The organism is Stenotrophomonas acidaminiphila, from assembly GCA_002951995.1.
Lineage (GTDB): Bacteria > Pseudomonadota > Gammaproteobacteria > Xanthomonadales > Xanthomonadaceae > Stenotrophomonas > Stenotrophomonas acidaminiphila_A.
The window spans coordinates 3536456-3549659 of the sequence record CP019797.1; the positions used below are offsets into that span (position 1 = coordinate 3536456).

A 13204-nucleotide genomic window follows, 5' to 3' on the forward strand; every position below is an offset into this window, starting at 1 on the left:
CATCGCGCGAGCGGCCTGTTCGTGAGATTGGTACACGGGTGTTCCCCTGCGTCTGCAGCTGTTGCGCCCCACCCGGCTGACGGCGTGCCGGGCCTTGCGTGTTGTCGGTGCCTGCCATTGCGGGCAGGCGCGGGACACCCGGTCAGGGCATCCGGGCGGCATTCTCTGCAGCGGGCGCAGCCAAGGCAGTAGCAGTTCCTGACACTCGCTCACACTCGCTCTCAGCGGCGCCGCGCGGCGCCATGCAGCGGGAGCCGGGGATCACGAATGCGTGGGCACCCACAGGTATCCCTGGCCGCGCAGTGCGCGCACCGGCAGGGCCAGGCCGGTGGCGTCGCGGACGCGCGCACGCAGGCGGTGCAGCAGCACTTCCAGGCGGTGCGGATCGAAATCCCGGGGCGTGGGCGTCAGTGCGGCGATCAGCCGCTCGCGGCTGACCGGCGTGCCGGGGCTGGCGATCAGTGCGTGCAGCAGCGCGCGCTCGGCGCTGGACAGGGCCACGGCGTGGCCGCCGGGCGACCCCAGTTCCCAGCCGCCTGCCCGCAGGCTCCAGCCGTCGCCTGGAGGCGGCGCGGGCTCCGGCGCCGGGCACGGCGGTGCAGCGGTGCGTGCGGCCATGCGCCGATGCAGGCTGTGCAATGCCGCCACCAGTACCGGCAGCTCCAGTGGCTTGGGCAGGTAGACATCGGCGCCCACGGACAGCCCATGGGCCATGTCGGCGGCGGCGCCACGCCCGGTCACCAGCACGATGCCCATGTCGCCGGTGCGGCGCAGGTGGCGGGTCGCGCTGAATCCATCCTCGCCCGGCAGCATGACGTCGAGCACGACGATGTCGCACGCGTCCACCGCCAGCTCGCGGTACAGGGCTTCGACACTGCCAAGGCCACGCACCGCCGCGCCCTGCCGCGCGAGTTCGTCGACCACCAGCGCGCACCACTCCGGATCATCCTCCACCACCCGGATGCGGAGGCCCTGCAGCGGGCGCGGCGCGGTTGGCGGCGGCCCTTCCAGTGTCGTTTCCAATGCCGCTCCCCATGCACGCCGGCCACGCGCTGCGCGGCTCCGGCGTCGGGGTGGGATTCTCGGCAGCAGCCGGCGCAGCGGCAGTATCAGAGAATCTCCGTCGCTCTCCGGCGTTCACCCACAGCAGCCGCTGGAAAGCGGAACCGGAGTCAGGCGGCGGGTTCGGACGCCAGCAGGTAGCCGACGCCGCGCAGCGCGCGTACCGGCAGCATGGCGCCGGTGGCATTGCGTACCCGGGTGCGCAGGCGGTGCACCAGTACCTCGAGCCGGTGCGGGTCGAAATCCCAGGGCTGGTCGGTCACCGCGGCGATCAGCCGCTCGCGTTCGACCGCCTCGCCGTGGGCGGCGAACAGTTCGCGCAGGAAGCCGCGTTCGGCCACGGTCAGGGTGAGCACCTTGCCGTTGGGGGCCTGCAGATCCCATCCGTCCGAGCGCAGGCTCCACGCGGCGACGGTTTCGCCGGCGGCGGCGGCCAGCGCCGGCGCGGACTGCGACATGCGCCGGTGCAGGCTGTGCAGCGCGGCCACCAGCACCGGCAGTTCCAGCGGCTTGGGCAGGTAGACATCGGCGCCCACGGACAGCCCGTGGGCCATGTCGGCGGTGCCGCTGCGGCCGGTGACCAGCACGATGCCCATGCCATCCATCCGCCGCAGGTGGCCGGTGGCGCTCAAGCCATCCTCGCCGGGCAGGCCGACGTCCAGCACCAGGATGTCGCAGCGGTCCACCGCCAGTTCGCGGTAGAGCGCCTCGACGCTGTCGATGCCGCGCACCTCGGCGCCGTGGTACTCGAGCTCGTCGACCACCATGCCGCGCCACTCGGGGTCGTCTTCGACGACCCAGATCCGTATGCCATCCAGCCTGGCGCCGGCCTCGGCCGCCGCCAGTTCACGATCCACCTGCATCAGTGCTTCCCCACGACCTGTCCCGCCCTGTTCGCCCGGCCATTCTAGGCCAGCGGTGTCCCACTACGGCCCGGCCGCGCTGACCCGACGGGGCGGCGCCAAGGCCCGGCCGGCATCCGGCCGGGTCCGGCGTCGCGCAGGCGCCTACTCCCGCGGCAGGCCCATCTCGGCCAGCAGCGCCGGCGCCGGGTAGACCTTGGCCAGCAGCCAGCGCAGGTAGCGCATGTCCACGTGCACGGCGCGCTTGTAGCGCGGGTCGAACCACCAGCTGGCGCTGACCGACTCCCAGTTGGAATCGAAGTTCAGGCCGATCAGCTCGCCGCGCGCATTGAGCACCGGCGAACCGGAGTTGCCGCCGGTGGTGTCCAGGTTGGTCAGGAAGTTGACCGTCTGGGTCTTCAGCGCCGGATCGGCGGTGCTGCCGAAATCACCCTTGGCGATGGCCGCCAGCAGTGGCCTGGGTGCGTCGAACGGCACCGCGTTGGTGTTCTTTTCGACGATGCCGGCCACGGTGGTCACCGGCGAGTAGCTGACCGCGTCGCGCGGATGCAGCGCCTCGACCTTGCCGTAGCTGATGCGCAGCGTGCTGTTGGCGTCCGGGTACACGGCGCGGCCCTGGCTGGCGCGCCAGGCGAACAGCGCCTGCATGTAGGACGGGCGCAGGCGCAGCTGTTCGCCCTCGCGTTGCTTGCTTTCGCGCTCGGCGTCCAGCTGCGCCGCCACCAGGGTGGCGGCCGCCGCCAGCAGCGGGTCGGCCTCGAGTGCGCCGCCCTTGCGTGCCGCCTCGAAGCGCGACAGCCGCTGCGCCTCGTCGCCCAGCCGGGTATCGGCATACAGGGTGTCCAGCGCCTTGCGCAGCTGTTCCGGGGTGCGCCCGAACAACGCGTCGTAGCGGGCATCGCGGCGCGCGTCCGGCAACTGCTGGTAACGGGTGAGCAGCGCGGTGAGCAGCGCCTTCTCCACCGCCGGGTCATAGCGGCGCTGCACCTGCTTGAGCACGCCTTCGATCAGTGCCTGGTCGCGCTGCTGGTAGCCGCTCTCGCGCGCGGCGTCGGGCTTGGCCGATTCGATGCGCAGGCGCTCCAGCAGCATGGCCGAGCGCAGCAGCTGGGTCTGGCTGGACATCAGCGTCACCAGGAAGTCGCCGGCGCCGGCATCGCGCTCGGCGGCCAGCGAGGCGGACAACGCGTCGATGTCGGCCTTGTAGCGGGCGTCGGTCGCGGCCAGCATCGCCTGCTCGTCCTGTGCGCGCTGGGCCTTGGCATCGCTGCGCAGCAGGCCCTCCAGCTCGCCGGCGGCACGCTTGCGGTTGTTCTTCAGCGACTGCAGCTGCGAGGCGTAGCGGGTGCGCGCATCGGCGTTGCCCTTGCCCTGCGCCTCGATCACGTCGATCAGCTGCTGGAACACTTCCACGCGGCGCGGCAGCACGGTGTCGATCTGGTTGGCGAACTCGGCGGCGGTGCGCAGCCGGTAGGTGGTGCCCGGGTAACCGGCCAGCATCGCGTAGTCGCCTTCCCTGGGACCGTCCAGCGATATCTTCAGGTGTGCCGGCGGGTGGTACGGCACATTGTCCTTGCTGTAGGGCGCCGGCTTGCCGTCCTTGCCGACGTAGGCGCGCAGCAGGGTGAAGTCGCCGGTGTGGCGCGGCCACATGAAGTTGTCGATCTCGTCGCCGTAATTGCCGATCGCGCGCGGCGGTGCGTAGACCAGGCGGATGTCGGTCAGCTCCAGCTGGCGGATGCGGTAGAAATCGCTGCCGTAGTACATGTTGGCCACCGAGCAGCGCACCCCGCCCTCGGCCTCGCAGTCGGCGACGATGCGCTTGCGCGCGTTCTCCACCGCGTCGTAGTAGGCGCGGCCGGTCTTGCCGCGCGCCTCCTGCAGCACCTCGTCGGTGACCTTGTCGAAGCCCACCGTCACCAGCACCCGGTAGTCCGGGTTGGCGGCCCGCTCGTCATCGCGACCCTGGGCGATGAAGCCGTCGTTGATGGTGTCGTGCTCCTTGCTGGCGTTGTACTGGATCACCCCGTAGGCAACGTGGTGGTTGGTCAGCAGCAGGCCATCGCCGGAGACGAACGCGCCGGTGCCGCCGCCCACCCGCACCACCGCGCTCAGCGGCGGTGCAGTGACGTCGGCCAGCGTCGACGGGTCACCCTTGAAACCGGCCTCCTTCAACGTCTTCGCCAGTGCCGGCAACTGGGTGGGCATCCACATGCCCTCATTGGCGTTGGCGGCGGCAGCCAGGCTCATGCCCAGCGCCATGGCGGCGGCAAGCGGTGTGCGCTTCATCGGAACTCCAGCAGGTACAGAACAGGCGGCGACAGTAGCCGGGCCCCGGTGGGCGGGCAACCGCCAACGGTCACGATGCCGCTATCCTGCGCGCATGCGCATCTTCCCCGCTTCCCTCGCGCTGGCGTGCGCGCTGCTCGGTGCATGTTCCGGCGATGTGCAAGCGCCGGCGCCCACGGCGCCGGCCGCCGGCCCGGCCCTGCGGCTGCACGCCGAACCGTGGCCGTTGCCGGCCGATGCGAGCGCCGCGCAGCCGGACCTGGTGGCCGCACCCGACGGCAGCCTGCTGCTGTCGTGGCTGGCGCCGGACGCGCGCGGCCACCAGCTGCGCTACGCGCGCTTTTCCGCTGGCCGCTGGCAGCCTGCGCGGCAGATCGCACGCGGTAACGACTGGTTCGTTAACTGGGCCGACACCCCGCACCTGCGCGCCAGTGCCGATGGCGCGCTGTGGGCGCAATGGCTGCGCCGGTCCGCCGGCAACCCGCATGCCTACGACGTGCTGCTGGCGCGCTCAGCCGATGGCCGGCAGTGGTCGGCACCGGTCACCGTGCACGATGACCGGACGGCCACCGAGCACGGCTTCGTCTCGTTGTGGCCCGAAGGCGCCGATGGCATGGGCATCGCCTGGCTGGATGGACGTCGCACCGCAGGCACCGGGCACGGCGACGGCCACGGCCACGGCCAAGGCAATGGCCAAGGCGCGATGACCCTGCGCAGTGCGCGCTTCGATGCCCGGCTGCGCAAGCACGACGAGCAGGAGCTGGACGCGATGACCTGCGACTGTTGCCAGACCGGCGCCCACGCCGGCGCCAGCGGCATCCTGCTGGTGTATCGCGGTCGCGACGCCGGCGAGGTCCGCGACATCCACCTGCGCCGCCGCGTCGCCGGCGGCTGGCAGCCGGCACGGCGGGTCCATGCCGACGACTGGGTCATGCCGGCGTGCCCGGTGAACGGCCCCGCGGTCACCGCTTACGGGGACGAGGCCTGGGTGGCGTGGTACACCGCGCCGCAGGGCGAACCGCTGCTGCGCCTGGCCCACAGCGGCGACGGCGGCGCCACTTTCGGCGCGCCGCGGGCTCCGGACCGCGGCACCGCGGTGCAGGGACGGGCGCAGGTAGCGGCCGACGCCGATGGCCTTTGGCTGGCATGGCTGCGCGAGGATGCGCGCGGGCAATCGCTGTGGCTTGCCCGCTACAGCCCCTCGCTGGAGCGCGAGCTCGGCCGCCTGCAGGTTGCGCTCCTGCAGGGCCGCGGGCGCGGTACCGGCTTCCCGCGCCTGCTCGCCGACCGCGGCAACGCACGCCTGGTATGGACCGACGTGGTCGCCGGCAGACCGGTGCTGCGCGGGGCGGTCGTCTCCCCCGTCGCCGCCACGTCCGCGCCGTGAACCGGCCGGCGCGGCGGCATGGCGTTGCCCGCCGCGCATGCGCCTGGCCATGCCGCGCCCGGTCGGCGGACCGGTAGCCCGGGAGACCGCGGACACGGCACGCGGGCCCGGCGCTGGCCCGGCTACTTCTCCTTGCGCCAGTTCACCGAACCGCGGTTCTCCACCGTGCTCGATTCGACCTCGATGTCGAAGCCGCGGCGCAGCAGGTACTTGAGGGTCAGCACCGAGCCGCTGCCGATCAGCGATACGCCATAACCGATGTACAGCTTGGGGGTGATGAACTTGCCCACGCCGATCACCGCGCCACCCAGCGCGCGCGACTGGCTGACCCCGGCGTCGTCCAGGCCGAGCCTGGCGCCGACCTGCGCGGCGAGCAGGCCGCTGCCGGCCGACAGCGCCGCGGAGGCAGCGTTGACCTGCTGCGCTTGGTCGCTGCTGGCCATGCCGGCGGTGACCTCGCCAATAACCAAAATGGGACGGAGGTAATTAAACCGGCTTGGACCTGGGCCGCCCACGATTACGGCATTCGGCAGGTCGGCCCAATGCCTTCTGGACCATAGTCAGAAATCGTGTACAACCAAACGCCCGCTCCTTGGCAATGTAGTTGCGTATCGTAAATATCTCCTCGTCTTCCATCCTGGCAGGCAGCCACCTGCCATATTCAATGGCCCACTCTTCCCATGCAGCGCCAAGCGCCAGAATAGATCGAATCCAGCGTAACCAGCGGTTCACGGGCTTTCCCGATATGGGAGTGCACGCTGGACCAGCGATATTCTTGCGGTAACGCAACCATCGCGGCGCGCACCGTATTCAATTCGACATATCGGCATACCATCAGTGCGTAACGATCAGATTCGACCGAGCAGGAATTGAACCTACCTTGCCACAAGGTACCCGTCCGACCAGGACGGTCGTTGAAGAACTGGACGTAGCTTTGGCCAACAGCACGCATCGCAACCGCCAGTGCTTCCGCCCGCGGTGACGTCAACAGCAGATGGACATGATTGTCCATCAGAACGAAGGCGTGAACGGCAATGTCGTTTTCGAGGCAGGCTTCACGCAGCAGTCGCCGGTAGTGATGGCGATCCTCGTCGTCAATGAAGATCGCCGCCCGATTCACGCCACGCTGGATGATATGAAGCGGAACATGTGGCAGGACCAGGCGTGCGCGACGGGGCATGGAATGAAACCGAACCAGTGAGGCGTCCAGCCTGCATTTCCGTTGCACCGCAAGAAGTCAGCCAAGGCCGGGCGACAATGTAGCGGAATATTGTTTAATTTCCTCCGTCCCCTTAAATCCATTGGCGGCGGCAGCCAGGCTCATGCCCAGCGCCATGGCGGCGGCAAGCGGTGTGCGCTTCATCGGAACTCCAGCGGATTCAGAAACAGCCGCCGACAGTAGCCGTGGCCGGCAGCAGTGACAACCACCAGATGCTGTGTCACAAAGACAATGGGGTTGGCGACACAGTCCGACCTGCAAAAAAGACAACTACACTGAAACTATGGTGTACTGGCCGACGTTATCTTCGTCGGGCGTGCGAAGATATCGAAGCAATAAGATGTTCCGTTACAATCCGCGGCCACTTTCCATGTAAAGCTCTGCCCCTGTTGGGATATCACGCTCTGCTTCAGCGGACGCAGCCATGCACTGGCGAGCAGATCGCTCCACATACGGGGATCCTCTCCGACGCTCGGGGAAAGTTCTGTGTCGCAGCTTCGACATTGCTTACATATGAAGATTGCTGGGACGACAGTATCTGGCTGGGGCCATATCCCTTTTCCACATTCAACAACTGCCCCTCGTTGAGGTTGTAGCCTGTACCGTAGGTGTAACGCGAGTAGGTACCGTCAGGGCCTGATACGGCATTGATCTTCGTGTTTGCGCCAGGCGTGAGCAGATCAGGCTGACCGTAGGTGTAAGTCCATGTCGCCGACGTCATACCAGGGCCGGAAACGCTCTTTGACATGAGGGTCAAGCTCCAATAGAACCTTGGCGTTTTCATGAACCAGTATTGTGGGCTATTGATATAGCAGGCATGTTCGGGGATGTTGCTCCGATGATGCTGCCAAGCAGAAAAACTGTAGGATGCTGTGGCCCCAGAAGGTGCAGTGATTGTCAATGCATAGGTACCAGTGGACTCCTCGATGGGATCAGGGCAGCCAGTAGGGTCCTCATAGGCGGGAGTCCATGCAGGCGCATAGACAGCGAGCGCGCCAGTGGACGAATACTGCCACTTGCTCGCGTCTGGCAGGGTAACACTGGCCAGCTTTTCTCCTGCGTATGCATAGCTCAGATTCCCCATGCTGGAAGAGGCCGACATGATCTTGTTGCCGGACCATGACAAGGAGATCTGGCGACCATCGCTGGAGGTCATCCCAATAAGGTTGTCGCCAGAATAGGCGTAATCGACCCAATTGCCGAAACGATCCTCCACCCGGGATACAAGAAAATGCACAACCTGGCGCGCCACGCTGCCTGAGTTCAGTTCGCCCTTCACCCCTGGATGCATCTTCACCACCACCCAATCCAGATGATAAATCATGCCAGCCGGCGAGGTTGCAACGAACGCCTGACCGGCATAGCCATTCTTCGTAGTGCTTTTGCAGCTGATTCGCCACATGCCCTTGGTGATCCAAGGGTAGACCGTGCCATTGCCGGGACTCGGTAGGGAGGGAGCCGGGGCCATGAGCAGTGCTTGATCGCCCGCACCAGGAATATGCAATTTGTACCCATCCCAGTAGTCTTCGGACGCAACTGATGCGGTGTCATCCAGTGGACCCGGCTGGCTGCAGCGCTCGTTCACCGTCCAACCCGCCGGACGCCAACCCTTGGCAATCGCCACGACGCTCGACAATCTGGGCAGGTCCAGATCCCACTCAGCGAAGCCGCCAAGGTGGTTGCCATTGACCCGCGAGCGGTCATCCACAGCAAGCACGCGCCGCAGCTCCATCGCTAGAGCATTATTTCCGTGGATGGTGATATCGGCACTTTCAAACTGCGTTCCACCGTTGAACAGACTCACCTGTTCGCCAAACAGGGTATCGACTTCCAGCGGGCTGACGGACCGCGCCTGATTCAATCGTTCGATACCTTTTTCATCCAGGCGATAGTCGGCGGCCTGCGTGGAAATACTACAAGCAAAAATTGGAAGAGCCATGTAGCGCGCTACATATCGCCGACCAAGATATGCAATTCCACTATTGAAGCCATCAAGCGAAGTAGCCATAGAAATCTCCATGAACAACATTCCAATAGAACTAAACTGATGCCTTCACCAACAGTGCAATGAAGGTACGTCGCCACATCTACAAGAACATCTAGCCGACCTGTTGACTTTCCGAGGCATCTAACAACCAGCAGCCTCAAGAATTATCCAACATTGGTGACGGAAAAATACATGATGAACGATCTACCAGCCACCCATCGCGCCGTCACAATGGGTTCCCAGGCTGCAATTTAGCTGGGTATCGCAGAGATTTTCTCACCTTCTATCCCGGCACGCAGCCACCTGCCATATTCGATGCCCCGCTTTTCCCACGTAGCGTCAAGCGCCGGACAGGTCGAATGCAGCGTAATCAGCGGATCACGGGCTTTACCGAGATGGGAGTGCATACTGGACTCGCGCTACTCTTCCGGCAGCGCAACCATCGCGGCGCGCACCAGATTCAATTCGACATATCGGCATACCATCAGTGCATAACGATCAAATTCGACCAGGCAGGACTTGAACCCACCTTGCCAAAAGGTACCCGTCCGACCATGACGGCAGTTGAGGAACTGGACTTAGCGTTGGCCAACAGCACGCATCGCAGCCGCCGGTGCTTCCGGCCGTGGTGGCGTGGCTTTTTTCTTTCCAGCTCTGATTGCCGGTAGGGTGCATTGCGAACGACCCCGGGTGCGCTACGCTTACCCGGGCTACTTGCTACGCGACCAAGGGGTTCGTATTCGCTGCTTTTTTGTTGGGCTTAGGGGCTTAGGAGTGTAGCGAGCTCTACTTCCCTTACAGTGCGAGGAGAGTGCTGGCTGCCGGTAGAAAATCGCCTTCCCGAGAATACCCTGACAGCCAAATAACTGGAGCGGTCATATGCAGAAATTGGCTTACATTGGCTGCTGATATCTGATAATTGAAAATAACTGATTTGTCCCCTTGTGTGGTGACTAGACAGCCTTGCCCTCTCACCAAACGAGGGGATGCAGCCTTCGCTTCAGTAAAACTGCGCCCGCAATTTCTGGCAGGCGCCTCTCGGATCAAGATATTGATTTGCGCGCCACTTTGATAGCGGACCACCAAGTGCTTTGTCGCCTGTGGCTGAACATAAACGTAGTAATCCTTCAGCTGCTCGGAGTGGTGCCTTGTCACCGACCAGCAGAAATCATCCTCACATGCCCTATCTGCTTCAACAGACGCCATTACGGACAACGGGAGCAGTCCGAGTAGCATCGCAAAAAAAAACTTTCGGCAACGTAAAATTATATTCATTTAGATAGCTCGCGATCAAGGCGTTTTGAATCAATGCGACCATCAACTCGAAAGATCCCCTGAAATCCGCTCAGGCTCAGCTTCTGGGTGGAGTTGTTTTTCGTAATACCATCAATATCACGAGCGGTTAGCGAGTTACCGCGTCGGTCAGCCATGATGTTGCCTTGGTTGTAGCCATCAAGATATGCAGACTTTCGGTTGCCAAAAGTCCCTCCCACATCTCGATAACCATCTGGGGCGCCTGCGAAGTGAAAAATATCATGGGCTGCTGCGTCAACCCAATCAGATGATGAGGAATTTATATGCCCAAAGTTGCCACCGACGCCTCCATAGACACCCTCGCCGGCGGTCGGGAACAGGCTTTTATTATAACTAGGCGATAGATTCATTGTGTTGGTTCCCGCGCCTCCGGGTTGGCTCAAAACTTGCAAGATGGATCGCATATTTCCGAACTCAGACTTGACGGAATCGAACTTGCTTTTGATGGCTGCAATATTTCCTGGTGTGGCGGCCGACCCCGTGAAGTACACAGGTACAACAAGGATATTCTTGTCGGTGAAAAGAAATGCATCCCGCCCATCCGGATCCGTGAACTTGTACGGGTTGTTGTTGGCATACCTGTACCGATTAAACGCCCCCACCGGATTGCTGTAGGCGGTAATGGGGTCCACGCTCAGGAAGCGCGGGATCAGCGGATCGTAGTAGCGCTGCTGCATGTAGACCAGGCCGGTGGCCTTGTCCATCATGTGCCCGGTGTAGCCCGGACGGTTGTCGTTGGTCCGGTTGAGCATTTTTCCGTACGGCTCATGCTCGGTCGTCTGCAGCGTATTGCCCAGTTCGTCCGTCGCCGCAATCGGGCTGCCCAGCGCGTCGGTATGCCGGTAGATCGTTCCGTATACCGTCTCCCCGATCGGCATCCGTCGCGACGCCACCAGACTGCCGCCCAGGTAGATGTGCTGGAAGCGCAGACCCAGCTGCTCATCGCGCTGCCACAGCAGCTTGCCGTCCAAGCTGTACATTTCGTACAGCAGTCCGTCCGAGCCGGCCGTACGCACCCGGCGCCCCTGCGCGTCGTAACGGTAGGTGTCCGTCCCCTGTGCCGTGCGCAGCCGGTTGCCGTGGTCGAACACGAACAGGTTGCCGTTCTTGTTGATCACGTTGCCGCGGATGTCATAGCCCAGCCCGATGATGCTCGGACCACCGGGGCCGTTGAGCACATTGGTCAGGCGATTGTTCGCGTCATACCAGTACACATGGTCCCGGCTGCCGACCGTGGCCCGGGTGACGTTGTCCAGCACATCGTAGGTATAGCTGGCTCCGCCCGGGTACAGCAGCGAGCTCACCGAGGTCAGCCGGTCGCGCTCGTCGTAGCCCATGCTGCGCGTCTGCCGCGCCGCCGACGTATAGTCGGTGATCGACGAGACGTTGCCGTTGGCATCGTACGCATAGGCCAGATCCAGCACGCCGCCGCTGTCGGTGCTGCGTGCCGGCAGCTGCCGCGTGTTCTGCGACATCGTGTGCACCAGGCCGTTGCCATAGGTGAACCGCTTGATCGCCCCGTTCGGGTAGTACTGCACCCCGGTGGCGAAGGTGCCCGCCTGGGTCGGCTGGCCCAGCGCATTGGGCAGGTAGTCCACCGTCAGGTTCTGCGGATACACCAGGCTGGCCAGGTGACCGTTGCCGTTGTAGCCATAACCGATCGACCACACGCCCTGCCCGGCCGTCTGCGACTGGCTCTCCCCGGTCAGCAGCCGCCGCTTGTTGTACGCGTAGCTGTTGGACACATAGGTACTGCCGCCCTCGTTCCAGGTCGTGACCGTGTCCGGCAGGCCGTCGGCTGTATAGGTCCAGCCCTGGTTACCATTACCCCGGGGAACGTCAGGGTCACCAACCGGTTACGTGCGTCGTAGCTGCGGCTCACCTTCTGGCTGCCCGCCACGCTGGCCGTATCGCAGCTGCTGGCCGAGGGCAGGGCCTGGCCGCTGGCCGACCAGGCCAGGTTGCCGGCGTTGTCGTAAGCCATCACCGTGCTGCCGGTCTCCGGCTCGATGCTCTTGCACAGCTGCTGGTAGCCGTCATACACGTAGCGCCGCGTCACCGACACGCCGCCGGAGCTGTTGCGCTGGGTGATCGCGGTGGGCTTGCCGAACACGTCGCGGGCGATGTCGGTGTACACCCCGCCCGGCTGCTCCACCGCCACCGGATAATCGGTTGTCGGCTGGTCCCAGGCCATGTAGTGGGTGACGGTCTGGTACCCACGCGGGTTGGTGATGCGGGTACGGAAGCCGGTCAGGTACTCGGTGGTCGTGGTCAACACGCCGGATTCGGCGTTCTGCGACACCGCGACCGGGCGGCCCAGCGCGTCATAGCTGGTCCGGGTGCCATTGGTGAGCGCATCGCTGCTGCCCGGATACGAGGCGAAGGTGACCCGGCCCTCATGGTCGTAGGTGAAGCGCTGGAAGCGCTGGGTACCGCTTACGTTGGCGGTGTCGTACTCGTGGGTGAGCAGTGGCCGCCACAGTGCGTCGTAGTAGGTCAGCTTGCGCGCGTTGCCGGTGCTTACCGTCTGCCGCCAGTGCCCGGCCGGGATCCCGTATTCGGCCACGTTCACCGATTGGAACACCTGCGTGGTGCTGTTCCACGCGGTACTGTCGCCGCTCGGGTAGGCGATGCTGGCCAGCCGGCCCATCGCATCGTAGCTGTAGCTGGTCGCGTAGCCGTTTTCGTCGGTAACCTGGGTGATCCAGCCGCTGTCGTTGACCACCGCCGAGCGGCTCTTGCCATCCGGATACCCGATGGACTGCGGAATGCCTCGTTTCCACGAGGACAGTGTGGTCTGGTAGTTGTTGCCGTCCTTGACCGTGGCCACGGTGCCGTCGGCGTTGTAGGTCAGGGTCTGCTGCAGCTTGCCGTAGGACGAGTACGTCAGCGGCTGCGCGGTGGTGGCGCTGAAGGTCGTCGATTCGACAACCGTACCGTTGATCGCGCGGCTGGCTACCTGGCCCAGCACCCATTTATTGGTGTTGTCATGGTAGGTGATGACTTCCGTGCGGCTGTAGCTCTGTGCCGATACGGCTGCTGGCAACAGGGCGGTCAATAGCGCCGCCAGGGGAAGCGGACGG

The 13204-nt window shown here is 64.5% G+C and carries 6 protein-coding genes and 2 pseudogenes; 1 reads left to right on the forward strand and 7 read right to left on the reverse strand.

Annotated elements, in window-relative coordinates:
• Positions 1–261: 261 nt before the first annotated feature.
• The 3 genes from B1L07_15725 to B1L07_15735 form a co-directional block, all read right to left on the reverse strand.
• Complete coding sequence (locus tag B1L07_15725) at positions 262–978, reverse strand: hypothetical protein (protein AUZ56654.1); 717 nt, start codon at positions 976–978, stop codon at positions 262–264.
• 194 nt (positions 979–1172) lie between these two features.
• Positions 1173–1871, reverse strand: coding sequence for a hypothetical protein (locus B1L07_15730; GenBank protein ID AUZ56655.1), 699 nt, complete (start codon positions 1869–1871; stop codon positions 1173–1175).
• Between the two features lie 198 nt (positions 1872–2069).
• The gene (locus B1L07_15735) at positions 2070–4214 is read right to left on the reverse strand and encodes a serine protease (protein ID AUZ56288.1); all 2145 of its coding nucleotides are present in this window, start codon (positions 4212–4214) and stop codon (positions 2070–2072) included.
• A gap of 94 nt (positions 4215–4308) precedes the next feature.
• On the opposite strand from B1L07_15735, the gene B1L07_15740 reads away from it, so the two are divergent.
• Positions 4309–5601 carry a hypothetical protein gene (locus B1L07_15740; protein AUZ56289.1) on the forward strand — a complete coding sequence of 431 codons (1293 nt, stop codon included), beginning with the start codon at positions 4309–4311 and terminating at the stop codon, positions 5599–5601.
• 122 nt (positions 5602–5723) lie between these two features.
• Here the strand turns inward: B1L07_15740 and B1L07_15745 are convergent.
• The 4 genes and pseudogenes from B1L07_15745 to B1L07_15760 all read right to left on the reverse strand — a co-directional run bounded on the left by B1L07_15745 (position 5724) and on the right by B1L07_15760 (position 13179).
• A pseudogene (locus B1L07_15745) lies at positions 5724–6071 on the reverse strand (hypothetical protein).
• 16 nt (positions 6072–6087) lie between these two features.
• A pseudogene (locus B1L07_15750) lies at positions 6088–6781 on the reverse strand (transposase).
• Between the two features lie 3297 nt (positions 6782–10078).
• Positions 10079–11866 (reverse strand): hypothetical protein, encoded by a 1788-nt coding sequence (locus B1L07_15755; protein ID AUZ56290.1) that lies wholly within the window; start codon positions 11864–11866, stop codon positions 10079–10081.
• On the reverse strand, positions 11827–13179 hold the full coding sequence (locus tag B1L07_15760) for a hypothetical protein (protein AUZ56291.1): 1353 nt from the start codon (positions 13177–13179) through the stop codon (positions 11827–11829). Before B1L07_15760 ends, B1L07_15755 begins: the two co-directional genes overlap by 40 nt.
• Positions 13180–13204: the final 25 nt, after the last annotated feature.